The following is a 23,739-nucleotide window of genomic DNA, read 5'->3' as shown; positions in this document are numbered from 1 at the left end:
TGCGGACCGTCCGTACGGCTCAGCCGGCCGCCCCGGCGTCGCCCGCCGCCTCGGGGGTCTCGGCCGTGGCCCCGGCCGCGTCCGTCGCCGCCTCGCCCTTGCGGACGGAGCAGTGCAGGGTGTCCTTCTCCACGTCCGCGACGATCGTGTCCCCCGGGTCGGCCTCACCGCTCAGGAGCAGGGAGGCGACGCGGTTGTCCAGCTCGGTCTGGATCGTGCGGCGCAGCGGGCGGGCGCCGAATTCGGGCTGGTAGCCGTGGTCGACCAGCAGCTTCTTCGCCGCCTCGGTGACCTCCAGCGTCATGCCCTGAGCGTGGACGCGGTGCTTGCTGCGGTCCAGCAGGTGGTCCACGATCGTGGACAGGTCGTCCTCGGTGAGGCTGTGGAAGACGATGATGTCGTCGATGCGGTTGAGGAACTCGGGCAGGAACCGGCCGCGCAGCTCCTCCATCAGCTCGTCCTTCAACTCGGCGGCGTCGCCCTGGTGGGCGAGGATGCGGTGCGCGCCGATGTTGGACGTCATGATGACGACGCAGTGGCGGAAGTCGACGGTGCGGCCCTGCCCGTCGGTGAGCCGGCCGTCGTCGAGGATCTGCAGGAGCGTGTTGAAGACGTCCGGGTGCGCCTTCTCGACCTCGTCGAACAGGACGACGCTGTAGGGGTTGCGCCGCACCTTCTCGGTGAGCTGGCCCGCCTCGTCGTAGCCGACGTAGCCGGGGGGTGCTCCGACGAGCCGGGCGACCGTGTGCTTCTCCTGGAACTCGCTCATGTCGAACCGGATCATCCGGTCCTCCTGGCCGAACAGCAGCTCGGCGAGGGTCTTGGCCAGCTCCGTCTTGCCAACGCCGGTCGGGCCGAGGAAGAGGAACGAGCCCACGGGCCGGTTCGGGTCGCCCATGCCCGCGCGGTTGCGCCGTACGGCTTCGGAGACGGCGGTGACCGCCTCGTCCTGGCCGACGATCCTGGCGTGCATCTCCTCCTCCAGCTTGAGGAGCCTCTCCTTCTCGCCGGCGGTGAGCTGGGAGACCGGGATGCCGGTGCGGCGGGAGACGATGTCGGCGATGTCGGACGAGGTGACCGAGACGACGCCCTCGCGGCGCTCCTCGATGCCGGCCAGCTCGCCCTCGACCTCGGCGATCTGCCGCTTCAGCCCGGACGCCTTCTCGAACTCCTCGCCCGCGACGGCCTCGTCCTTCTCGCGCCGCAGCTTGGCGAGGCGGTCCTCACGGCTGACGACCTCGGTGGAGCGGTTGGCACTGCGCAGCCGTACCCGGGCCCCGGCCTGGTCCATCAGGTCGATGGCCTTGTCGGGGAGGAAGCGGTCGCTGACGTAGCGGTCGGACAGTTCGGCCGCCGCCGTGAGCGCCCCGTCGGCGAAGCGGACCTGGTGGTGGGCCTCGTAGGCGTCCCGCAGCCCTTCGAGGATCTGCACGGTCTCCTCGACGGTCGGCTCCGGGACGAGGACGGGCTGGAAGCGGCGCTCCAGGGCGGCGTCCTTCTCGATGTGCTTGCGGTACTCGTCGATCGTCGTCGCGCCGACGACGTGCAGCTCGCCGCGGGCGAGCGCGGGCTTGAGCATGTTGCCGGCGTCCATGGAGCCCTCGCCGGTCGCGCCCGCGCCGACGACCGTGTGGAGCTCGTCGATGAAGAGGATGATCTCCCCCTCGGCCTTCTGCACGTCCTCGATGACCTTCTTGAGGCGTTCCTCGAACTGGCCCCGGTACTGGGCGCCGGCCACCATGCCGGAGAGGTCGAGGGAGACGACCCGCTTGTCCTTCAGGGTGTCGGGCACCTCGCCGGAGACGATGCTCTGCGCGAGGCCCTCCACGATGGCGGTCTTGCCGACGCCGGGCTCGCCGATGAGGACCGGGTTGTTCTTGGAGCGCCGCGAGAGGATCTCGATGGTCTGCTCGATCTCCTCCGCCCGCCCGACCACCGGGTCCAGCTTCCCCGCCTTCGCCTCCTCCGTCAGGTCCCTGCCGAACTCGTCCAGGGTCGTCGACGGCTGCTTCCCGCCGCCGGACGCGCCCTCCGGTCCGGCCGCCCGGTCCGCGGCGCCGCGGAGCCGTCCGACGTCGAGGTCGTCCGAGCCGAGGAAGCGGGCGGCGCCGGAGTCCGCGTCGTCGATGAGTGCGCCCAGGATGTGCTCGGGGCCGATGTAGGACACCCCGGCCGCCTGCGAGCGGGCGTAGGCGGCGGTGAGCGTCCGCTTCGCCGCCGGGGTGAGCCCGGGCTCGGCGGACGGTTCGGCCGACTCCCGGGGCAGCACCTCGTCGAGCTGGGCGGCCAGCGCGTCGGGATCGACCCCGGCCCGGGACAGCAGTCCGCGCGCGGGCTCGACCTGGGTCGCCGCCCACAGCAGGTGCTCGGTGTCGAGGTCGGCCGTGCCGTCCTGGACCGCCTTGCTCGTGGCCCGGCCCAGCAGCTCGTGGGAGGAGTCCGTCAGCAGCCGCCCGATCGGGACCCGCTGCACGGCGGGGGGCGAGGACGCCGGGGACATACCGAAGAAGCGGTTCAGCAGGTCGCTGAACGGATCGGACGGACCGAGAGGTGAAGAACCGAACGCCATCGACATGCCAGCTCCAGGGCAGAGGGCGGGGACAGGGCCTCTCTCACTGAAACGCGATGTCCACCACCCCGCAAACGGAGCCCTCCCCGACTCGGCTCTCGGCCGGGGCGTCGGCGGACGCCCCGGCCGGACCGGGTCACGGCGCCATCTCGTACGCCCCGGACAGCGCCTCCACGCGCTCCCAGATCCGGGTCGAACGGGCCGTGTCGACGACGGGGCGGCGGACCGCGCCCAGGGCCCACTCCTGCTGGGCTTCGGTGGCGGAGTCCTTGCCGTGCAGTTCGACGGCGTGCGCGGAGAAGTCGCGGACGAGGACGGCGAACAGCTCGTCGAGCAGCTCCTCGTCCAGGTCGGTCAGCCGGGCCTGCTCCAGGATCAGCTGCCCGTGGACGACCAGGGCGAAGAGCTGGCCGACGGCGAGGAGGAGGTCGAGGTCGCGGCTCTGCTCCTCATCGGGGGCGGACGTCTCCACGAAGGCGCACAGGGCGTCGGCCTGCTCCCGGAAGCGGGCGACGTTCGGCACCTCGGCGTACGCGTCGAACGCGGTGCGCCAGTCGTGGAAGCGTACGGAGCCGAGACCGCGCGCCGGTCCCTGCCGGAAGAGGAACGCGTCGTCGGCGGCGTCGAGGCGGGTGGGGACGGGCGGGTGGTCGACCGGGTCCAGCAGGTGGTTGCGCAGGAACTTCAGGATCAGCGCGAGGTTCACGTGGACCGTGCCCTCCAGCTTGGGGAGCCCGCGGATCTCGACGGCGGCCTGGGCGAAGTAGGTGTCCTTCTCGAACCCCTTGGCGGCGATGACGTCCCACATGAGGTCGATGACCTTCTCACCCTCGGTGGTCACCTTCATCTTCGTCATCGGGTTGAAGAGCAGGTAGCGGCGGTCGTCGGGGCCGGCGGAGCGGAAGTAGTCCACGGCGCGGTCGCTGAACAGCTTCATCCCGACGAGCCGGACGTAGGCGTCGGTCAGCTCGCGGCGCACGTGCGGGAACGCGGTGACGGGGCGGCCGTAGAGGATGCGGTTGGTCGCGTGGGTGACGGCCTCGTACATCGCGTGCTCGCAGATGCCGATGGAGGCGGTGCAGAGGTTGAACTTGCCGACGTTGACGGTGTTGAGCGCGGCGTCGAAGGCGGCGCGGCCCGTGTGCAGGACGTCGGCGGGGGCCACCGGGTAGTCCTCCAGGTGGAACTCGCTGACGAACTTGGAGGAGTCGACGACGTTCTTCCGCAGGTGGTACGCCGGGTGGCGGCTGTCGGCGGCGAAGAAGACGTAGCCGTCGGGGCCCTCGACGTCGGTGCGGCGGCCGAACACGGAGACCAGGCCGGCGGCGTTCCCGTTGCCGATGTAGTACTTGGAGCCCGTGGCCCGGAAGCCGCCGGGGACGTCGGCGTCCGGTTCCAGCAGCATGTCGGTGGAGTAGATGTCGGCGCCGTGGGTCCTCTCGGAGAGCCCGAAGGCGAACACCTCGCCCTGGGCGAGCAGTCCGGCGGCCCGCTCGCGGGCGTCGGCGTTGTCGCTCTGCCAGACCGGTCCGAGTCCGAGGACGGTCACCTGCCAGGCGTACCAGTAGTCCAGGCCGTAGAACCCGAAGATCTCGTTGAGCGCGGTGATGCGCGCGGTGTCCCAGCGCCGGTCGCCGTCGCCGGCCGCAGCCGAGGCGGGGGTCAGGAAGGTGGCGAACAGCTCCTCCTTCGCGGCGAATTCGAGGAAGTCGGCCAGCCAGACGCGGGAGCGGTAGTCCTGGATCAGCCGACGCTTGCCGCGCGCCTCGAACCAGTCGACCGTGGCGCGCAGCAGCCTGCGGGTCTCCGGGTCGAAGTGCGCGGGGTCGTACGTGCGCGGGTTGAACAGGAGGGAGGTGGACTCGGCCATGAGGTCGCCTTCCGGGGAGGGTGAGGGTTCGTCGGTGGTGTGGACGGGGAGTGCCGGGGGCTGTTCAGGAGCCGGGGCCCGGCGGCGTCGCGAGGCGGTGGAGCGTGGCGAGTACGTCGTCGAGCCAGGCGATCGTCATGCGCTCGTACGCGATGCCGCCGCGCAGGACGACGTGCTGGAGCTCCTGGCCCGGGGTCGGCGGCGCCGGGGCCTCGGGGCCGGTGAAGTCGCGCTCCTCCCCGGCGAGGTAGTGCGCGAGCCGGTCCCGGTGCGCCCGGTGGTGGCGCTCGACCTCCTGGATCAGGGCGGCCGGGTCGTCGAAGGCCGCGCCCCGGATCTTGACGGCGAGGTCGTGCCGCAGGCTCTCCGGTTCGATGGGCTTGTGCAGCCAGGCGGCGAGGACGGTGCGGCCGGACGCGGTGACGGAGTACTCCTTCTTGTCCGGCCGGCCCTGCTGCTCCACCTCGCGCACGAGCAGGAGGCCGTCGGCCACCATCCGCCCGAGGACGCGGTAGATCTGCTGGTGGGTGGCGGTCCAGAAGTGTCCGATGGACCGCTCGAACCGCCGGGCCAGCTCGTAGCCGGAGCCGGGCCGCTCCAGCAGGGAGACGAGGATCGCGTGGTCGAGGGCCATGCCGTGATCCTCGTATGCAACTCGTTGCATAGGCAAGGCGCGGCGGGTCGGTGAGACGCGGCTCACCCGTGCTCAGGACGTACGGGACACCTCTGCGGGCGCCTCGGCCGAGCGCCGGTCCAGGTAGCGGGTCACCGGGGCCGCCGCGACGCCGTGGACCACCACGGATATCAGGACGGCGAAGACGACGACCGCCCACATCTCCCGCTCGTACGGTCCGAAGCCGCCCTCCCCGAAGGCGTAGGCCAGGTAGAAGAACGAGCCGATGCCCCGGATGCCGAAGAAGGCGACGGCCGCGCGTTCGTTCGGGCGGCCGGGGCCACGGAGCTGGGCGATCAGGCCGGTGGCCGGGCGGATGAGGAGGTGCAGCAGCACGCCGATCGCGGCGCCCCGCCAGGTGAGGGCGGCCAGTCCGCCGGAGGCGATGAAGGCGCCGACGCCGAAAAGGAGGAGCGCCATCAGCAGGCGCTCGATCTGCTCGACGAAGGCGTGCATCACCCGGTGGTAGCCGTGGCTGTGCTCGGACCTGCGCAGGGCGCACGCGGTGGCGAACACCGCGAGGAAGCCGTAGCCGTGCAGCGCCTCGGTGACGCCGTACGCCAGGAAGGTCGCCGCCAGCGCCACGAACCCCTCACCCTGTTCGGCCAGGCGCAGGGACCGGGCGCGGGACCGGAAGAGCACGCGCCCCAGCAGGAGGCCGACGGCGAGACCGGTCGCGACGCCCACGCCGACGCGCAGGAGCACGTCGCTCCAGAGCCAGTGGGCCGCCCAGCCCCCGGTCCAGTTGTTCCCGGCGGCGGCCAGGGCGACGGCCGCGAGGACGAACGGGAAGGCGAGGCCGTCGTTGAGACCGGCCTCGCTGGTGAGCGCGAAGCGGACCTCGTCCTCGTCGTCCTTGTCGGCGGACGGCTCCCCCACCCGCACCTCGGCGGCGAGCACCGGGTCCGTCGGCGCGAGGACGGCGGCCACCAGGAGCGCGGCCGAGGCGGGCCAGCCGAGCAGCGCCCAGGCGGCGAGGGCGGTCGCCCCGATCGTCAGCGGCATCGCGACACCGAGCAGACGCCAGGTCGCGGCCCAGGAGCGGCGCCCGAAGGGCCGGTCGAGAGCGAGGCCCGCGCCCATCAGCGAGACGATCACGCACAGCTCGGTGAGGTGGTGCACCCAGATCCGGCTGTCGACCGGGTCGACCTCGGGCAGCGGCAGCGGGACCAGGTAGAGGACGACCCCGGCGGCGAGGAAGACGATCGGCACGGAGACCGGGCGCCGGGACAGCAGCCGGGGCAGCGCCGCTGCCAGGAAGGCCCCGATGCCGAGGCATCCGTACACCGCGCCCTCGGTGGTGATCGACACGTCCGCGCTCATCCTCCTCGCCGGGTCGTCGGGCCGGGCCCGCCCCGGGGGGCGCGTTCCGGGTACGGGAGGAGGTCCGGCGGCCACGCCGTGCTCCCGCGACTCCCCGACGCTGAAAGGTTCTGCGCCGTGTACCCCGGTGCGCCCGCCCAAACGGGACGCGCCGCAGGCCGTGGGGGGTGCGGGGCGCCGGGTTCAGCCGCGGGGCTGGATACGGCCCTCGGGCGGGACCTCTCCGGTGATGCTGGCGATCAACTCGGCGCAGAGGTCACGCAGTTTGATGTTGCGGTGCTGCGAGGCGGTGCGCAGGACGTCGAACGCCTTCTCCGGGGAGCAGCGTTGCTGGCCGATGACCACCCCGATCGCCTGGTCGATGACCGTGCGCGAGCGCAGGGCCGCCTCCAGATCGGCGGCGAACTCCTCGGTGTCCGCGATGCGCTGGGCCAGCGCGATGGCCCCGGTGGCCTGCGCGGTGAGCAGCCGCAGCGCCGTCAGGTCGGCAGTGTCGAAGGCGTGGGGCAGGGGCGCGTACAGGTTGAGAGCGCCGGAGGTGTGGCTGTGGGGTGCGATGGGCAGGGAGAGCGACGAGCGGGCGCCGCAGACCGCCGCGTAGGCGGGGTAGTCGGCCCAGCGGGTCTCCCGCAGGGTGTCCGGCACGCTGACCTCCAGGCCCGTGCGCATCGCCTGGAGGCAGGGCCCGTCGTCCTGACCGTACTGGGCCTCGTCGAGCTTCGTGGCGCTGGCCCCGACGCTGGACACGGTGACGGGGCGTCCCTGCCGCTCCAGCGTGATGCCGCAGCCGTCGGCCCCCTCCACCAGGGCGATGGCACTGCCGGCGAGGGCGTGCAGGAACTCGTCGAGCGACGAGGTCTCCAGGAGCAGTGCGGTCGTGTCCGGCGCCTCGGCCACGGGCCTGTCAGTCATGATCATCTCGTTCTGGGCGTGGTCCGCCCCGAAGAAGGGGCGGAGCAGAGCTGGGCGGCGGTCCGGGCCGCCGGGACAGGGCAGCCGCCACCTACGCGCCGGGCCGGTCGGCTCCGGGCGTGGGGCGGGCGAGGGAGCTCAGGCGTCGCGGGAGGGCAACCGGGGCGCGGGCACGCGACCGGGCGTCGGCGCGACGGGGGTCGGTGGTGCGCCTGCGGGGTGGAGCCGTTGCCGGGGTGGCCGGGCGAGGACCGCGCGTACCTGGGCGTGCGGGGCGCGGGCGGCCGGGGCCGGACGGGCGGCGCGGGGGCAGCGAGGACAGAGGTTCACGGGACACTCCACGGAGACAGGAAGAATTCTCAAGGGCCGTTTCCTGACCTCCAGCCGTTCATTATGCCCTCTCCCCCGGCGGAGGTGGGTCCGGCCTCCCGATGCCGAACCCTCGTCAGCTCCGCCCGCGGCGCCGGGCGTCGGAGCCCGCCCGCCGGCGCCGCCCCGGGACGCGGGGGCGGGAGGTGTCGGCGTACGGGCCGAGCGTCCCGGACGTTCGAGGAGAGGGCGGCGCGCCGCGGCGGCCGTCGGACGTCCCCGCTCGTTCCCCGTCCGCCGACGGGCGGCAGCCCCGGCTGCGCAGTTCCGCGCCCTGGAGGGTGGAGGCCACCCGGAGGACGCGGTCGAGTCCGGCGGCGCGCAGCGTCTCGCGGGCCGTGTCGTGCCCGGCGGCCACCGCGAGCATGACGCCGCGCTCCTCCGCCTGGCTCCTGACGCGCAGGAGGACGCCGAGGGCCCGTGGGGTGAGCAAGGGGGTGAGGAGGTCCACGATGACCGCGCGGGGTCCGCAGCACGGCAGCAGGCGGAGGATCTCGCGCTCGACGGCGGCTTCGTTGTCGAGGTCGACCGTCTCCCCCAGTTCGACGACCAGGTGCGCGGAGTCCAGGTGGTAGCTGAGCAGGAACATGGGCCCTCCAGGAAGGCATGGCGAAGAGCGCGGCCGCTTCCTGACCTCGTGGCTCGCGTATGCCCGTCCGGCGGCGATCGACACCTCCTCCCCGGCCTGCGGACTCCCCGGCCCGCAGACGCGGACGCTTCCACGCGCCGGGGCGGGGGCGCGGCGGGTCCCGCGTGGCCTGAGGGCAGACGCGGCGCGGGCCGTATAGTGCAATGCTGGTCACAGGGCTCACGCCCGGAAGGGAGCGACCATGACCGACGACGGAGCCCTCACCCCGGGGCCGCCCGACCTCGTCTCGCTCCTGCTGGACACCGACACCCTGGACGACTTCCTGCGGGCGCTGGCACGGAGCGCCCTGCTCATGTCGCCCGGCGCCGACGGCTGCGGGGTCACGCTGGAGCGTCAGGGCCGCCCGCTGACCGTGGCCAGCGCTGGCGTCAGCGCGCCGCCACTGGACGAGGCCCAGTACGGACAGGACGACGGGCCCTGTCTGGAGGCGCTGCGCGAGGGCCACGAGGTGAGCGTGGGCGACATGCGCGAGGAGAACCGGTGGAACGGCTACCCCGCCTTCGCGGTCGCCTCCGGGACCCTGTCGTCGCTGTCCCTACCGATCGCGGCGCACTCCCACACGGCGGGCGCCCTCAATCTGTACTCGCCCAAGGAGAACGGTTTCACCGGCGTCGACCTGACCGCCCTGCGCGCCCTCGCCGCCCAGGTGACTGGGGCCGTCGCACTGGCCCAGCGGCTCGCCGACACCCGTACGTTCACCGAGGACCTGGAGGCGGCCCTCCAGTCACGCGCCGTGATCGACCAGGCGGCCGGCATCGTCATGCAGCAGCGGCGCTGCACCTCGGAGGAGGCTCTGCGCATCCTGCGCACGGCCTCCCAGCACCGCAACGTCAAGCTCCGCGACCTCTGCACCCAACTGGTCTCCAGCGTCTCGGGCGGCCCCCCGCCGGAGGGCGGCCGGCTGCGCCCCCGGCCGTGAGACCGCCGCGCACCGCCCCGTGACGAGCCCTGTGGCCCGGAGCAGGACCGATGAGGCCGGCGGGGCGATGTTTGGTGTCCGCTGCGTGGGTACTCCAGCAACAGGTATCCGGCGTACGCGGAGCTGAGGCGCCGTCCGGTTGGGAAAACAGCCTTCGGCGCCGCCCGCCCGGCGGCAGGGCGTCACCCCCGCTCCCGCCCCCGGGAGCGCCCTCCCGTTGTGCGTTGTTTAGTGGGATCCGTACGGGAAACGCGGTGGGCGTCCACCGGGTACGGGACGTCATCACACCGGTGACGCCTCCGCGCCCGACGCCCGCGTCACCGAAGCGGAGGAGCACGTCATGCCTGCTGGATCCAGCAAGAAGCGCGAGCGGCAGTACGAGCACATCAAGGAGAGCGAGAAGGAGCAGGGCGCCTCGGAGGGCCGCGCGAAGGAGATCGCGGCCCGGACCGTCAACAAGGAGCGCGCCCGCTCCGGCGAGTCGAAAACGGCGAGCAGGACGTCGACCCAGGACAGGAAGTCCGCCTACCAGCGCGGCGGCGAACGCTCCCACAAGGGCGCGCAGGGTCCCACGAAGGACCAGCTGTACGCGGAGGCACGGAAGAAGAACATCGACGGGCGCTCCTCCATGAACAAGGAGGAGCTCCGCGAGGCGCTCGGGCGCTGACGCGTCCCGGCCACCGGAGCAGACGGCCCGTAGGAAGCGAGGAGCAGGACAGATGCCCGCAGACGCACGCGGCGACGATGTGTACCAGCCGCAGGACGACGACGGCCAGGACCCGCCGAACGACGATCTCGACCTGGAGAACACGCTCGGCGAACGGGACCTGGACGATCAGATGGAGGAGGGCTACTCCCCTCCGGAGCGCCCGCTCGGTGTCGACAGGTTCGGTACGACGGGGGCGGAGGAGCGTCGCGGCGAGTCCCTGGACCAGCGACTCGCCCAGGAGGTCGACGACGTGGAGCCGCCGCCGGGCGACGGCATCGGCGATCTGGCCGGGGGCGACGGGGAACCCGTCGAGGGCTCCGAGCGCGAGCCCAGGGCCGGCCGGCTCACCCCGGCGGACGATCCCACCGGTCGGGAGACCGACGTCTTCGCCGAGGACGTGGGCATCGACGGCGGCGCGGCGTCGGCCGAGGAGGCCGCCGTCCACGTGACGGACGAGGACGAGGCCCCCTGAACCGAGCCCGTGCGACGGTTCACGGCCCCGGCCCCGCCGGGGCCGGGGGCAACGGCAGCGGCAGGACGGCGGGGACGAGAGAGCGGGAGAGCATGGCAGGCGCGGCGATCTTCGATGTGGACGGCACCCTCACGGACACCAACCACCTTCACGTGGTGGCGTGGTGGGAGGCGTTCCGGCAGGCCGGGCACACCGTGCCGATGCCGGACATCCTGCGTTCGGTCGGCCTGGGGTCCGGTGATCTGATCGAGCGGTTGCTGGGTGAGGACCGGGACCGGGAGCAGGACGACTCCATCGGCTCCGCGCACACCGTGCTCTACGGGACGTACTTCGACCGCATCCCCGCCTTCCGGGGCGCGGGCGAGCTGCTGCGCACGCTGGACGGACGCGGCTGGCGGGTCGTTCTCGCCACCTCGGCGGGCGGGGCGGAGCTGGCGGCGCTGCGGCGGGCGATCGACGCCGACGAGGCGATTCTCGCCACGGCGAGCTCGGACGACGTGGAGCAGGGCAAGCCGGCCCCGGAGCCGGTGGAGCTGGCCTGCCGTCTGGCGGGCGTCGATCCGGGCGACGCGGTGTTCGTGGGCGACACGGTGTGGGACATGGAGGCGGCGTCCCGGGCCGGGGTCGGCGCGGTGGCCCTCCTGTCGGGCGGCATTCCGCGCGCCGATCTGGAGCGGGCGGGGGCGCAGGGGGTCTACCGGGACGTCGCGGAGCTGCTCGACCGTCTCGACGGCAGCCCCTTCGGCCCTGGCCGCGGCCCTGAATCCGGTCAGGACGGAGCGGGCTGATCCGGTCGGCGGACCGGCGGAGACCGCCGGCGTACGGCCGTCGCCCGTGAGGCGGCGGGTCCGAGCGTCCCGCGTGGACCGGCGGGTACGGCCGCCCCGCGTGGACCGGCTGGGCGGTCGGGCGCGCCTCGGGGTGGCAGGCGGGCACCCCGAGCGGCCGAGGGCGGGACACGTCCGAGGTGCCGTTCCGCCCCTCATCGGGTTTAGTTCGTTTATGCCCGGGTATGGGCCTGTTTGTGCTTCGGACAGGAGGTACGCCCGCGGGAATTCCGGGCGGCGCCCCCTTTCCGCTCGGTGCTCCCACGGGCGACCAACGCCATCGTCGTTACGCCGTCGAGGAGTGACCGCCATGCAGGATTCCCTTGCCCCCCAGCCGGACCCCGGCCCCGTCGACCGGGCGCGCACCGCCGCGTTCCGCAGGCTGCGGGCGCTGCCGCCGGGGCCGGAGCGGGACGCGCTGCGGGACGAGACGATCTGCGGCTGGCTGCCGATGGCCCACCGACTGGCGACCCGCTTCCGCGACCGGGGCGAGAACATGGACGATCTGCGGCAGGTGGCCGCGATGGGGCTGGTCAAGGCGGTGGACCGGTACGACCCCGAGCGCGGCAAGGCGTTCGAGACGTACGCCGTGCCCACCGTCACCGGGGAGCTGAAGCGGCACTTCCGCGACCACACCTGGGACGTCCACGTCCCGCGCCGGGTGCAGGACCTGCGCAACCGGGTCAGGGTGGCCCGCCGCGAGCTCGCCCAGACCTCCTCGGGCAGAGCCCCGACCTGCGCCGAGATCTCCTCCGCCACCGGCCTCGCCGAGGAGGACGTGGTGCTCGGCCTGGAGGCCCTGGACAGCTACAGCGCCCTCTCCCTGGACGCGGAGCCGGCCGGCTCCGAGGGCGGTATGCCCCTGGTCGACCGGCTGGGCTCCTGCGACAGCGCGCTGGACGTCGCCGTGGACCGCGAGTCCGTCAAGCCGGGGCTGCGCGAACTGCCGGAGCGGGAGCGCACCATCCTGTACCTCCGCTATTTCCAGGACATGACCCAGGTCCGCATCGCCGAACACCTCGGCATCTCGCAGATGCACGTCTCGCGCCTGCTCAGCCAGTCCTGCGCACGCGTACGCGACGGAGTGCTCCAGGGAGCCGTCTGACGGACGGGGACAGCCGACCGGGAGAGAGGGCCATGGGGAACAGCGCGCTCATCGTCATCGACATGATCAACGCGTACGACCACCCCGACGCCGATCTGCTCGTGCCGTCGGTCCACTCGGCGCTTCCGCCGATCGAGCGGCTGATCGACCGCGCCCGCTCGGAGCACGTCCCCGTCGTCTACGCGAACGACAACTTCGGGCAGTGGCGCTCGCACCACGGGGAGATCATCGAGAGGACGCTCGCCGGAAAGAACGCCGAACTCGTCGAGCCCGTGCTCCCGGACGACGACTCCCTCTTCGTCGTCAAGGCCCGGCACTCCATCTTCTACGAGACACCGCTGACCTACCTGCTCTCCCAGTTGGGGGCGGACCATGTGGTGCTCTGCGGACAGGTCACGGAGCAGTGCGTGCTGTACTCGGCGCTCGACGCGCACATCCGGCATCTGCGCGTGACCGTGCCGAGGGACGCCGTGGCGCACATCCACAGCGACCTCGCCGATGCCGCGCTGCGCATGATGGAGCGCAATATGGGCGCCGCGGTCGTCGGTGCCGACGACGTCTCCTTCTGAACCCGCAGCGCCCCCGGGCTCAGAGGACCAGCGGAGTACGCAGGGCGGAGCGGCCCTCGCGCCAGGCCGCCAGCAGGTGGTCGCCAAGCCGGTCCTCCAGGTGCCCGGTCGCCTCGATGCCCAGCACGATGTCGGCCGCCAGCCCCGGCTCGTCCTCCAGCAGACCGCCGATCACCTCATGGCGCACCACCTGCTCGTGCACCGCGTCGGCCTCCACGTGCTCGTCGTAGAACCGCTGGGCGGCGGGTCCCGCGCCCGCGCGGCGCAGCGCGTCGGCCAGCCTCCGCGATCCGGGGGACGAGGTGATCTCCACCGTGGCGAAATGGCCGACCAGGGCGCCGCGCAGCCGCCGGTGCAGGCCGAAGAGCGACATCAGGTTGACCGTGGCGAGGGCCTGGGCGGGGGCGGCGTCGAGATAGTGGCCGTACCGTGCGTCAAGGCCGAGGTCGCCCATGAGGTCGGCGAAGAGCCGGGCGTGGACGTCCTCGGCCCGGCCCGCGCCGAACTCGTCGAACTCCACCGCCACCATCGCCGCCTTGGCCCGTCCGCGCAGCCGGGGAACGACCCACAGATGCGGATCGGCCTCCTTGAGGTGGTACAGGGAGCGCACGGCGGCGTACTCGCGCAGCTGCCACAGTTCGCCCTCCCGCTGGAGGTGGTGGCTGACGCCGTGGCCGTCGTCCCCGACGGGTTCGAGCTGGAGCGCGTCCACCGCCCCCGCCACGTCGTCGCCGCCCGAGCCGCCGTCCCGGCGCACGGCGTCCAGGAAGAGGTCCTCGGCCGCGCCGCGCACGCCGAGCAGGGCGGGATCCCACTCCAGGCGCTCGTCCACCCCGGCGAACCCCCGGTAGTGGAGCTCGTACAGGACGTAGAGGAGCAGGTGGAGGTCGTCCCCGTACGGGTCGGCGCGGCGGATCGCGGCGGCGTCGGGCAACCGGAGGCCGCTCCCCACCAGCACGCCGATGACGCTCTCGCTCAACGGGCCGCGTGCGGCGGGGAGCGCGGGGCTCCCGGTGTCGTGGGGTGCCGGGGTGGACCGGTTCGTCGCGGTCGTCATGCCTCCTCGCCCTCCTGGTCCTGGTCGTGGTTCTGGTTCTGGCGCGATCGTCCGTCGGGGCGGCTCTCCCGGGGCTCGGCCGGCTTGCGGCGACGGTGGCTGGTGTCGCACCAGGGGTAGGCGCGGCTGCGGCGGCAGGTGCAGATCGCCACGAGGAAGCGGTCGGACCGGGCCGTCGTGCCGTCGTCGCCCACGACCTCGACCGGGCCCTCGACCAGGACCGGGCCCTCGCGGTTCAGCACCACACGGCGGGGCTCCTCATTCCTTCCGGGCACGGATGACCACCAGTTCCTCCCTGTCGAGCCGGTCCCCCAGCAGTCCGCGCGCCCGCAGCCAGCCGGCCCGGCCCCGGGTGACGGGGCCGAACGGGATGGTCACCCTGCCCGTCACGGACACGTCGAGCCCGGCCGCGGAGAGCCGGGCGACGGTCTCCTCGGGGCGGCTGAGCCCCGACTGGACGAGCAGGAGCAGTCCGCCGGGACGCAGGGCGGTGAAGGCGTCGTCGCAGATCCGGTCGAGGATCATCCGGCCGTCGGGCCCCGCGTCCCAGGAGCGGCCGGCGCGGTGGCGCGGCAGCGAGAGGCCGGGGGCGGGGACGTACGGAGGGTTGCTGACGACCGCGTCGAACGTACGGCCCGGCAGAGCCCGCAGCAGGTCGCCCCGGCACACCGTGACGGGCAGCCGGGCGAACGCGGTGTTCAGCCGCGCGGACGCCACCGCCCGGCGGCTGATGTCCACGGCGGTGACGCGGGCGCCGAGCCGGGCCGCGTGCAGGGCCAGGGCGCCGGTCCCGGTGCACAGGTCCAGCAGGTCGGTGCCCGCGCCGATCCCCTCGCGGCGCATGGCGAGGGCGAGCAGCAGCGTGTCGGTCTGCGGCCGGTAGACCCCGGGGAACCGGACGAAACGGCCCTGCCCCGGGGTGTGCCCGACCGGCGCGGACGTGGGCGCGGCACCCGGGAGGGCCTCCCGGGTCAGCGGCTCGTCCTCGCCCTCGGAGAGCCGTACCCCTCGCGTGCTCAACGGCCGCCGGTCCCGTCGGGGCGGTCCCGGCGTTCCAGGCGGTCGGCCTCCTCCTGTCGGCGTCGGCCCTCGTCCTTGCGGCCCGGGTCGTCCAGCGCCTTGCCGTCGGATTCCTTCGCCAGTCCGCGGGCCTTGAGGATCTTGGCCCGCAGGAGCCTGCCCACGTCACGCATCGTGTCCTCCTGTGCGGTCAGCAGTCGTTCCACGGTCGAGCGGTTCATGTCTCCTCGTTCGCGGGGCGGGCCGGAGTCCGTCACCGGCCGGTCCGGTTCCCGTACGGGCTCGCGCCGCTGTACCGGAGTGACCCTGTACGGCCCCGTCAAACGCCGGACGCGCCGTTCGTCGGTCGTCGTACGCTGAATTCCCCGTTCCGGCCGCGCGAGCCGGGCGGAGTCCCACAGAGAGGTACGAAGGATGCGCGAGGGATGCACGCGGAGGAGGCCGTGACAGCCGCACGGACGCCGGCCGACGCGAGTGCGGCGGAGGTCATGGCCGAGCTGGCGGCCCTGGAGGACCCCCGGGCCCGCGCCGTGAACGAGAGGCACGGCGACGACCACGGGGTGAACCTCGGCAAGCTGCGGGCCGTCGCGAAACGGCTCAGGACGCAACACGACCTCGCGGTGCGGCTGTGGGAGACCGACGACACGGCGGCGAAGCTGCTGGCGCTGCTGATCTGCCGCCCCAAGGCGTTCGGACGGGACGAGCTGGACCGGATGCTGCGCGAGGCCCGCGCCCCCAAGGTGCACGACTGGCTCGTGAACTACGTCGTCAGGAAGAGTCCCCACGCCGAGGAGCTGCGCGTCGCCTGGTCGGCCGATCCCGACCCGGTGGTGGCGAGCGCGGGCTGGGCGCTCACCACGGAGCGCGTCGGAAAGAAGCCCGAGGGCCTCGACCTGGCGGGACTCCTCGACGTCATCGAGGCACGGATGCGGGACGCTCCGGACCGTCTGCAGTGGGCGATGAACCACTGCCTGGCCCGGATCGGCATCGACCACCCCGGACTCCGCGCCCGCGCCGTCGCCATCGGTGAGCGGCTGGAGGTCCTCAAGGACTATCCGGTGTCCCCGGGCTGCACCTCCCCGTACGCCCCGGTCTGGATCGCCGAGATGGTGCGCCGGCAGGAGCCCGGGCGAGCGCGCCCCGGTAGCCCCCACGTCCGGGCCCGGGAGGAGTCGCCCTCACGTCCGGGCGCGGAAGGAGTCGTCCTCGTCGTCCTCTTCCGCCGGCGACTCGGGGTCTTCCGTTCCCGGCACGGGGCGTCTCTCCGCAGGTGCGGGGCCTTGCGCCGCGGGGGCCGGGGCGCGGCCGGGGACGCGGCGCGGGCCGATGAGGGTGACGGCGACGAGTACGGCGACGGCCGCGAGTGCGGCGGACACGCCCAGGACGGCGCGGGCCCCGTCGGTGACCGCCTCGGCGCCGGGACCGCCCCGGAGGGCGAACACCGCGCCGAGCGCCGCGGTGCCGACACCGGCGCCGAGGGAGGCCAGGGTGGAGACCGTCCCGGCGACCATGCCGACACGTTCGGGGGCCGTGACCCGTACGGCGACCGCCATGACGGGCGCTCCGGCGATCCCGCCGCCCGCTCCCCAGGCGAGCAGCGGCACGACGAGTGCCCACCAAGGAGTACCGGGCGTGATCAGCAGGGCCAGCGCGGCGAAGCCGACGCCCTTGAGCGCGTACCCGGCCCCGATCACCAGGCCGGGAGGCCGTGTGCCGATCAGCTTGGAGCCGACCATGCCCATGACGATCTGGGCGAGGAAGATCGGGGTCATCAGCAGGCCCGCCCCGGTCGGGCTCATGCCGAGGCCGTCGGAGAAGTACAGCACCAGGTAGACCGAACCGCCGATGGTCAGGACGCGGGAGAGCAGCACGGCCAGCATCGCGCCGGAGAACGCCGGGCGGGCGAACATCCGCAGCTCCAGCGTCGGCGCGGGCGCCCTGAGCTGGACGGCCAGGAAGGCTGCCGACGCCGCGCAGGCGGTGACCAGCACCGCGGTGTCCCGCGCGGACCAGGGGGTCTCGCCGGGGCGGAGCATCAGCAGCGTCGCCGCGCCGAGTCCGAGCATGAGCAGCAGACCCCCGAGCCAGTCGGTCCGCCGGGCCGCCCCGGCCCCGGAAGCTCCCGCGCCGCCGGTCCCCGGGGCACGGGGCAGCACCCGTACGGCCAGCGCCCAGGCGGCCGCGCCGAGCGGCAGGTTGACCGCGAAGACCGCCCGCCATCCGAAGGTCTCCGCCAGGACCCCGCCGAAGACCGGGGCGAGCAGTCCCGCCGCCGTCGCGAAGGAGCCCCAGGCGCCGATGGCGAGGTCGCGCTCCTCGCCCGCGTAGCGGTCGGCGAGCAGCGGGATGCCGTTCGCCATGATCGCGGCGGCTCCCGCGCCCTGGGCCACGCGGGCGATGTTCAGCCACAGCAGGTCCGGCGCCGCGGTCGCGGCCAGCGACGACAGGGTGAACACGCCGATTCCGGCGAGGAAGAGGGACCGCCGCCCCCACCGGTCCGACAGGCTCCCGACGATCTGGGTGAGGGCGCCCGTGGCGACCATGTACGTCACCACCACGGACTCGGCCGAGGCGCCGTCCGCGATGTCGGCGCTGATCAGCGGAAGGCCGATGGCCACGATCGTCAGATCGACGACGACCAGTCCGGTGGAGGCCATGACGAGCACCAGGACCCCGCTGAACGGCGGGAGACGGCGCGGTTTCTGACGGGCGGACATGGGGAACCGGCCTCCGGGGCGTGGACGGGCACAGGCGTTCGCGGACCTGCGGACCTGCGGGCAGCACGGACAGGACCGGGTGGCTCGAAGCCGCCCGGACGACCCGTGACGTGGCCAGCGTGAAGGGCCGCCCCACTAAAGTCAACATGTGTGAAGTTCAAGCGGGCCGTACCCTGTCGTCATGCCCGCCACGCCTCGCCGCCGCCCCGCCACGCGCAAGGGACGCCCGGTCCTGACCCGCGAGATCATCGCCGCCAAGGCTCTGGAGATGGCGGGCGACCAGGGGTTCGCCGCTCTCACGATGCGCGCCCTCGCCGCCGAACTCGACGTGACCGTACGGGCGTTGTACAACCACGTCGAGGACCGGCAGGACGTCGTCCAGCTGGCCGTGGACGCCCTGCTGACCTCCTGGAACCCGCCCCCGCTGCACGCCGCGACCTGGCAGGAGTCCGTCGCCGCGTACGCCGCCTCCCTGCGTGCGCTCTACCGCGGACGGCCCCGCGCCCTGCTGGTCTCCCTGGACGAGGACACGCCCCCGGCCTCGGTCCACCCCAACCGCCTGCGCAACCTCGACCAGTTCCTGCGGCTCCTGCGGGAGGTGGGCCTGGAGCTGCCGGCGGCGCTGGCGGCGCACCGCCGGCTCTCTCTGCTCGTGCTGTCCTTCGTCCTCCTGGTCGACGGGCCGGCGGACCGGGCCGGGGACGGCCGGAGCGGGCTCGTCCCCGAGGACTGGCTCGCCGCCCACGCCGACCTGGACATCCCGACGCTCCGGGAGGCCGCCGCGCTGCCGCTCCCCACCCCGGACGAGCAGTTCGACCAGCTCGTCGCCTCGGTCGTCGCCGAGGTCCGGGCCGGCCTCAGCCCGGAGTGACGGCGCGGGCCTCGCGGTGGGCGGGCTCCGCTGCCCCGGCCCGCGGCTCGCGGTGGATGGGCTCCGCTCCCCCGGTCAGCGGGCGGCCCGTGCCGCCGCGCCGGGCCGCGACGATCTCGGCCGCGATGGACAGGGCCGTCTCCTCCGGCGTACGGGCTCCGAGGTCCAGCCCGATGGGAGAACGGAGCCTCGCCAGCTCACCGTCGCTCACCCCCGCCTCGCGCAGCCGCCGCGTCCGGTCCTCGTGGGTGCGGCGCGAGCCCATCGCGCCGATGAAGGCGGCGGGCATCCGCAGCGCCTCCGTGAGCAGCGGCACGTCGAACCGGGCCTCGTGCGTGAGGACGCACAGCACGGTACGGGCGTCGGTGCGGGTGCGCCGCAGATAGCGGTGGGGCCAGTCGACGACGACCTCGTCGGCCTCCGGGAACCGGGCGGCCGTGGCGAAGACGGACCGGGCGTCGCACACGGTCACATGGTGGCCGAGGAACTTGCCGGCCCGCACCAACGCCGCCGCGAAGTCCACCGCGCCGAACACGATCATCCGGGGCGGCTCCACGCTGGACTCGACGAGCAGGGTGAGCCCGCCGGGGCAGTGCGAGCCGTCCTCGGAGAGGGCGATGGTGCCGGTACGGCCGGTGTCCAGCAGGGCCGCGGCCCCGGCCGCCGCCGTACGGTCCAGCTCCGGGTGGCCGCCGAGTCCGCCCTCGGCGGAGCCGTCGGCCCGGACGAGCAGCGCCCGCCCCAGCAACGCGTCCGGGCCGTCCACCACCCGGGCCAGGGCCGCCGGCCCGCCGGCGACGGCTGCGGCCAGCGCGGCCCGCAGCACCTCCCGCTGCGGAGAGTCGGCCCGTACCGGCGTGACCATGATGTCGAGGACCCCGCCGCAGGTCAGCCCCACGGCGAAGGCGTCCTCGTCGCTGTAGCCGAACCGTTCGCGCACGGTCCCGCCGTCCTGGAGGGCCTGGGCGCACAGTTCGTAGACCGCGCCCTCCACACAGCCGCCGGAGACCGAGCCGATCGCCGTGCCCGCGCTGTCCACGGCGAGGGCGGCCCCGGGGCCGCGCGGGGCGCTGCCGCCGACGGAGACGACGGTGCCGACGGCGAACTCCCGGCCCTCCTCGATCCATCGGTGCAGCTCGCCCGCGATGTCAAGCATCCACCGCACCCCCGGCGGACCCCGCCGCGGCGACGACCCGGTCCGGCCGGATGGGCAGGTGCCGGTGGCGTACGCCGGTGGCGTGGTGGACCGCGTTGGCGACGGCAGCCGCCGCGCCCACGATGCCGATCTCCCCGACGCCCTTGATGCCGACGGGGTCGTCCGGGTCGTGGTCGTCCACCCAGTCCGCCTCGATGTCCGGGACGTCGGCGTGGGTGGCGACGTGGTAGCCGGCGAGGTCGGGGGCGTAGTGGCCGCCGGTGTTCCGGTCCCGGACCGCCTCCTCGTGCAGGGCCATGGAGATGCCCCACGTCATGCCCCCGACGAGCTGGTTGCGGGCGGTGAGCGGGTTGACGATGCGACCCGCCGCGAAGATGCCGAGCATGCGGCGGACCCGGATCTCGCCGGTGGCGGTGTCCACGGCGACCTCGGCGAACTGGGCCCCGTAGGAGTGCCGTTCCTTCTGCGCGAGGGCCCCGAGGGCCTCGGTGGTGTCGGACCGCACCGTGATCCCCTCCGGCGGGATCCCGGTCGTCATGGCGAGCCGTTCGCGCAGGTCGGCGGCGGCCGCCGTGACCGCCCAGGCCCAGGAGCGGGTGCCCATGGAGCCGCCGGCGATCATCGCGGGGCCGAAGTCGCTGTCGCCGATGCGGACCCGGACGCGGTCGGGCGTGGTCTCCAGCGCGTCGGCCGCGATGAGGGTGAGCGCGGTGCGGGCTCCGGTCCCGATGTCGGCCGCGGTGATGCGCACGGTGAAGGAGCCGTCCGCCTCGGCGGTGACCAGGGCGGTGGACGGGGCGGCGCCGGCGCCGAAGGAGGCCGCCGCCGTGCCGGTGCCCAGCAGCCACCGGCCGTCCCGCCGGACGCCGGGGCGCGGGTCGCGGTCCGCCCAGCCGAAGCGGCGCGCGCCCTCGTGGAGGCAGGCCGCCAGGTTGCGGCTGCTGAAGGGCAGTCCGGAGACCGGGCCGACCTCGGGCTCGTTGCGCAGGCGCAGGTCGATCGGGTCGAGGCCGGCGCGCGCGGCGAGTTCGTCGAGGGCGACCTCGACGGCGAAGGACCCGGGGGCCTCGCCCGGCGCCCGCATCCAGGTCGGGGACGGCACGTCCAGGCGTACGACGTGGTTGGCGGTGCGGTGGGCCTCGGCGTCGTACATCACCCGGGCGACGCCCGCGCTGGGCTCGACGAACTCGTACACCGTCGAGGTCTGGTTCAGCGAGCGGTGTTCCAGGGCGAGGAGCCGGCCGTCGGGGTCCGCGCCGAGCCGGACCCGCTGGGCGGTGGGGCTGCGGTAGCCGCCGAGCGAGAACGTCTGGCGCCGGGTCAGCACGACGCGTACGGGGCGCTGCAGGGCGGTGGCGGCCATCACGGCGGACACCTGGTGGGCGCGGAGCCCCTTGCTGCCGAAGCCGCCGCCGATGTGCTCGGAGCGCACCCGCACGGCGGAGGCGTCGAGCGAGAACATCGTGGCCAGCTCGCTCTGGACCCAGCCGGCGCCCTGGTTGGAGTCGACGACCTCCAGCCGGCCGCCGTCCCACCGGGCGGTGGCGGCGTGGGGCTCCATCATGCTGTGCTGCTCTTCGGGGGTGGTGTACTCCTCGTCCACGACGAACGCGGAGTCGGCCAGCCGGGCCTCCAGGTCGCCCTTCTCCGTCTCGGCCGGCATGTGGCCGTCGGCGGCGTAGGCCCCGGGGTGCCCGGCGACGAGCTCGGTGTCGTGCGGCTCCCGCTCGTACGTCACCACCAGCGCCTCGGCGGCCTCCCGGGCCACTTCGGGGGTCTCGGCGACGACGAGCGCGACCGGCCAGCCGGCGAACGGCACCCGGTCGTCCTGGAAGACGGCGGAGGTCGGGTCCGGCGGGACGCCGAGCATCCCGATGTAGTCGGTGTGGAGGCGGGGGGCGTTGCCGTGGTGCAGCACGGTGAGCACGCCCGGCATGGCGAGGATCGGGCCGGTCTCCACGTCGAGGATCCGGCCGCGGGCGACGGTGGAGAGCACGAGCCAGCCGTGGGCCAGCTCGGGGTACGGGATCTCGCCGGCGTAGCGGGCCGCGCCGGTGACCTTGTCACGGCCCTCGATCCGGGTGTGGGCGGTGCCGACGGCTCCGCGGAGGGCGGAGGGGCCCGGGGTGGTGGTCGTCATCGGGCGTCCTCCCCGGCGAGTTCGGTCAGGACGGAGACCACGAGGTTGCGCATGAGGGTCACCTTGTATCCGTTGTGGGGCAGCGGCCGGGCCGCGGCGAGTTCGGCGTCGGCGGCGGCGGCGAAGGAGGCGCCGTCGGCGGGGGCGCCGGTCAGGACGGCTTCGGCGGCGCGGGCGCGCCAGGGCCGGGAGGCGACGGCGCCGAGGGCGAGGCGTGCTTCGCGTACGACGCCGTCCTCGACGGTGAGCGCGGCGGCGACGGAGCCGATGGCGAAGGCGTACGAGGCGCGTTCGCGCACCTTGCGGTAGCGGGAGCGGGCGGCGACGGGCGCGGCGGGGAGGGTCACGTGGGTGATCAGCGCGCCGGGCGGCAGCGCGGTCTCCCGGTGCGGGGTGTCGCTGACGGGGAGGTAGAAGTCGGTGATCGGGGCTTCGCCGGGGCCGTCGGGGCTCTCGTAGGAGATCCGGGCGTCGAAGGCCGTCAGGGCGACGCCCATGTCCGAGGGGTGCACGGCCACGCAGTGGTCGCTCGCGCCGAGGACCGCGTGGTTGTGGTGCTCGCCCGTGACGGCGGAGCAACCGGCGCCCGGGGCGCGCTTGTTGCAGGGCGCGGCCAGGTCGGTGAAGTAGCCGCAGCGGGTGCGCTGGAGGAGGTTGCCGCCGACGGTCGCCATGTTGCGCAGCTGGCCGGAGGCTCCGGCTAGTACGGCCTGGGCGAGCGCCGGGTAGCGGCGGCGGACGTCGGGGTCGGCGGCGAGGTCGCTGTTGGTGACGGTCGCCCCGATGCGCAGGCCGCCGTCCGTGGTGGACTCGACGCGATCCAGCGGGAGTTCGCGGACGTCCACGAGCCGGGCGGGGCGCTCCACGCCGGTCTTCATCAGGTCGACGAGGTTGGTGCCGCCGCCGAGGTAGCGGGCGTCGGGGTCGGCGGCGAGCAGGGCGACCGCCCCGGCGACGTCGTGGGCTCGCTGGTAGCCGAACTCCCTCATGCGGTGGTCTCCTTCGCGCCCGCGGTGCGGGTCTCGGCGTGGGCCTCGGCGGCGCGGGCGACGGCCCGGACGATCGATACGTAGGCACCGCAGCGGCACAGGTTGCCGCTCATCCGCTCGCGGATCTCCTCGGGGGTCAGCGGCTGCGGGGCCGCTTCGGGGCTGAGGTCCTCGGTGACGGCGCTCGGCCGTCCGGCCGCGTGTTCCTCGATGACGGCGATGGCGGAGCAGATCTGGCCGGGCGTGCAGTAGCCGCACTGGTAGCCGTCGAGGTCGAGGAACGCCTGCTGGACCGGGTGCAGTTCGTCGCCCTCGGCCACGCCTTCGATGGTGGTGATCTCGCGCCCCTCGGCGGCGACCGCGAGGGTGAGGCAGGAGACGGCGCGCCGCTGGTCCACCAGGACGGTGCAGGCTCCGCACTGCCCCTGGTCGCAGCCCTTCTTGGTGCCGGTGAGGTCGAGGCGCTCGCGCAGGGCGTCGAGCAGGGTGGTGCGGTGGTCGACGGGCAGGTGGTGCTTCTCGCCGTTGATGTTCAGGGTGATGGCGCTGGACGTCGACGAGGTCGCTGGGGCCATGTTCAGCCTTCTCTGGTGTCGGGTGACGAGGAACCGGGGCGTCGGCCGGTGACCGGCGGCCCCGGTCGGCAGTAAGGTAGCCCTAACCGGACTGCTGTCCGCTTACCTGGAGAACGTAACGGACAGCTGTCCGGTTAACAAGGACGGGTTTCGGCCACGAACCCGCGAGGAGGCACCGTGTCGCAGCCGAAGAAGGACGCTCCCCCGAGCTCCGGCACCACTCGGAGCTCCGACGCTCCCCCGAGCCC

General features: G+C 73.7%; 22 protein-coding genes and 1 pseudogene. 8 read left to right on the top strand and 15 right to left on the bottom strand.

The genetic code is table 11. The features are described from left to right. Positions 1-19: 19 nt before the first annotated feature. The 6 genes from IF19_RS0115295 to IF19_RS01000000134770 form a co-directional block, all read right to left on the bottom strand. Entirely contained in the window at positions 20-2,575 is a 2,556-nt protein-coding gene (locus IF19_RS0115295) for an ATP-dependent Clp protease ATP-binding subunit (RefSeq protein WP_050493906.1), read from the bottom strand. A gap of 130 nt (positions 2,576-2,705) precedes the next feature. Beyond that, positions 2,706-4,439 (bottom strand): acyl-CoA dehydrogenase family protein, encoded by a 1,734-nt coding sequence (locus IF19_RS0115290; protein ID WP_030112348.1) that lies wholly within the window; start codon positions 4,437-4,439, stop codon positions 2,706-2,708. A 64-nt stretch (positions 4,440-4,503) separates the two neighbouring features. After that, positions 4,504-5,073: a PadR family transcriptional regulator gene (locus tag IF19_RS0115285; RefSeq protein ID WP_030112347.1), complete on the bottom strand. Its 570-nt coding sequence runs from the start codon at positions 5,071-5,073 to the stop codon at positions 4,504-4,506. A gap of 72 nt (positions 5,074-5,145) precedes the next feature. Then, entirely contained in the window at positions 5,146-6,435 is a 1,290-nt protein-coding gene (locus IF19_RS0115280) for a cation:proton antiporter (protein WP_030112346.1), read from the bottom strand. A 183-nt stretch (positions 6,436-6,618) separates the two neighbouring features. Next, positions 6,619-7,347, bottom strand: coding sequence for a GAF and ANTAR domain-containing protein (locus IF19_RS0115275; protein WP_030112345.1), 729 nt, complete (start codon positions 7,345-7,347; stop codon positions 6,619-6,621). A 445-nt stretch (positions 7,348-7,792) separates the two neighbouring features. Next, complete coding sequence (locus tag IF19_RS01000000134770; RefSeq protein ID WP_050493382.1) at positions 7,793-8,305, bottom strand: STAS domain-containing protein; 513 nt, start codon at positions 8,303-8,305, stop codon at positions 7,793-7,795. Positions 8,306-8,546: 241 nt separating this feature from the next. On the opposite strand from IF19_RS01000000134770, the gene IF19_RS0115265 reads away from it, so the two are divergent. The 6 genes from IF19_RS0115265 (at position 8,547) to IF19_RS0115240 (ending at position 12,966) form a co-directional block, all read left to right on the top strand. After that, entirely contained in the window at positions 8,547-9,284 is a 738-nt protein-coding gene (locus tag IF19_RS0115265) for a GAF and ANTAR domain-containing protein (RefSeq protein ID WP_030112343.1), read from the top strand. Positions 9,285-9,624: 340 nt separating this feature from the next. After that, entirely contained in the window at positions 9,625-9,951 is a 327-nt protein-coding gene (locus IF19_RS0115260; RefSeq protein WP_030112342.1) for a hypothetical protein, read from the top strand. A gap of 52 nt (positions 9,952-10,003) precedes the next feature. Continuing rightward, the gene (locus IF19_RS0115255) at positions 10,004-10,465 is read left to right on the top strand and encodes a DUF5709 domain-containing protein (protein WP_030112341.1); all 462 of its coding nucleotides are present in this window, start codon (positions 10,004-10,006) and stop codon (positions 10,463-10,465) included. 92 nt (positions 10,466-10,557) lie between these two features. After that, positions 10,558-11,253, top strand: coding sequence for an HAD family hydrolase (locus IF19_RS0115250; protein WP_030112340.1), 696 nt, complete (start codon positions 10,558-10,560; stop codon positions 11,251-11,253). 349 nt (positions 11,254-11,602) lie between these two features. Further along, positions 11,603-12,397, top strand: a complete 795-nt coding sequence (locus IF19_RS0115245) for a SigB/SigF/SigG family RNA polymerase sigma factor (RefSeq protein ID WP_030195729.1) — start codon at positions 11,603-11,605, stop codon at positions 12,395-12,397. 32 nt (positions 12,398-12,429) lie between these two features. After that, a complete protein-coding gene (locus IF19_RS0115240) occupies positions 12,430-12,966 on the top strand; it encodes a cysteine hydrolase family protein (RefSeq protein WP_030112338.1) in 537 nt (178 codons plus the stop codon). Positions 12,967-12,985: 19 nt separating this feature from the next. On the opposite strand, the gene IF19_RS0115235 is transcribed toward IF19_RS0115240, so the two are convergent. The 4 genes from IF19_RS0115235 to IF19_RS0115220 are packed head-to-tail and all read right to left on the bottom strand — an operon-like array spanning position 12,986 to position 15,264. Beyond that, on the bottom strand, positions 12,986-14,023 hold the full coding sequence (locus IF19_RS0115235) for an iron-containing redox enzyme family protein (protein WP_030112337.1): 1,038 nt from the start codon (positions 14,021-14,023) through the stop codon (positions 12,986-12,988). Further along, the gene (locus IF19_RS0115230) at positions 14,020-14,268 is read right to left on the bottom strand and encodes a CDGSH iron-sulfur domain-containing protein (RefSeq protein WP_030112336.1); all 249 of its coding nucleotides are present in this window, start codon (positions 14,266-14,268) and stop codon (positions 14,020-14,022) included. The genes IF19_RS0115235 and IF19_RS0115230 overlap by 4 nt, the downstream gene beginning before the upstream one ends. Before the next feature lie 13 nt (positions 14,269-14,281). Further along, a complete protein-coding gene (locus IF19_RS0115225) occupies positions 14,282-15,043 on the bottom strand; it encodes a HemK2/MTQ2 family protein methyltransferase (RefSeq protein ID WP_030112335.1) in 762 nt (253 codons plus the stop codon). After that, the gene (locus tag IF19_RS0115220; protein WP_030112334.1) at positions 15,040-15,264 is read right to left on the bottom strand and encodes a hypothetical protein; all 225 of its coding nucleotides are present in this window, start codon (positions 15,262-15,264) and stop codon (positions 15,040-15,042) included. Before IF19_RS0115220 ends, IF19_RS0115225 begins: the two co-directional genes overlap by 4 nt. A gap of 204 nt (positions 15,265-15,468) precedes the next feature. Between IF19_RS0115220 and IF19_RS1000000136155 the strand changes: the two are divergent. Further along, a pseudogene (locus IF19_RS1000000136155) lies at positions 15,469-16,173 on the top strand (DNA alkylation repair protein); the annotation flags it as partial. 48 nt (positions 16,174-16,221) lie between these two features. Here the strand turns inward: IF19_RS1000000136155 and IF19_RS01000000134765 are convergent. Next, complete coding sequence (locus tag IF19_RS01000000134765; RefSeq protein ID WP_078580627.1) at positions 16,222-17,760, bottom strand: MFS transporter; 1,539 nt, start codon at positions 17,758-17,760, stop codon at positions 16,222-16,224. Between the two features lie 181 nt (positions 17,761-17,941). On the opposite strand from IF19_RS01000000134765, the gene IF19_RS0115205 reads away from it, so the two are divergent. Further along, a complete protein-coding gene (locus IF19_RS0115205; RefSeq protein ID WP_030112331.1) occupies positions 17,942-18,631 on the top strand; it encodes a TetR/AcrR family transcriptional regulator in 690 nt (229 codons plus the stop codon). Here the strand turns inward: IF19_RS0115205 and IF19_RS0115200 are convergent. The 4 genes from IF19_RS0115200 to IF19_RS0115185 are packed head-to-tail and all read right to left on the bottom strand — an operon-like array spanning position 18,618 to position 23,491. Continuing rightward, the gene (locus tag IF19_RS0115200) at positions 18,618-19,787 is read right to left on the bottom strand and encodes an XdhC family protein (RefSeq protein ID WP_030701629.1); all 1,170 of its coding nucleotides are present in this window, start codon (positions 19,785-19,787) and stop codon (positions 18,618-18,620) included. The genes IF19_RS0115205 and IF19_RS0115200 overlap by 14 nt on opposite strands. Beyond that, the gene (locus IF19_RS0115195) at positions 19,780-21,927 is read right to left on the bottom strand and encodes a xanthine dehydrogenase family protein molybdopterin-binding subunit (protein ID WP_030112328.1); all 2,148 of its coding nucleotides are present in this window, start codon (positions 21,925-21,927) and stop codon (positions 19,780-19,782) included. Before IF19_RS0115195 ends, IF19_RS0115200 begins: the two co-directional genes overlap by 8 nt. Further along, positions 21,924-22,916 carry an FAD binding domain-containing protein gene (locus IF19_RS0115190; RefSeq protein ID WP_030112327.1) on the bottom strand — a complete coding sequence of 331 codons (993 nt, stop codon included), beginning with the start codon at positions 22,914-22,916 and terminating at the stop codon, positions 21,924-21,926. Before IF19_RS0115190 ends, IF19_RS0115195 begins: the two co-directional genes overlap by 4 nt. After that, positions 22,913-23,491 carry a (2Fe-2S)-binding protein gene (locus tag IF19_RS0115185; RefSeq protein ID WP_030112326.1) on the bottom strand — a complete coding sequence of 193 codons (579 nt, stop codon included), beginning with the start codon at positions 23,489-23,491 and terminating at the stop codon, positions 22,913-22,915. The genes IF19_RS0115190 and IF19_RS0115185 overlap by 4 nt, the downstream gene beginning before the upstream one ends. Positions 23,492-23,739: the final 248 nt, after the last annotated feature.

Origin of the sequence: Streptomyces californicus (genome assembly GCF_000717645.1) — a bacterium.
Classification (GTDB): domain Bacteria; phylum Actinomycetota; class Actinomycetes; order Streptomycetales; family Streptomycetaceae; genus Streptomyces; species Streptomyces californicus.
This window is presented reverse-complemented; position numbering and strand designations above follow the sequence as displayed.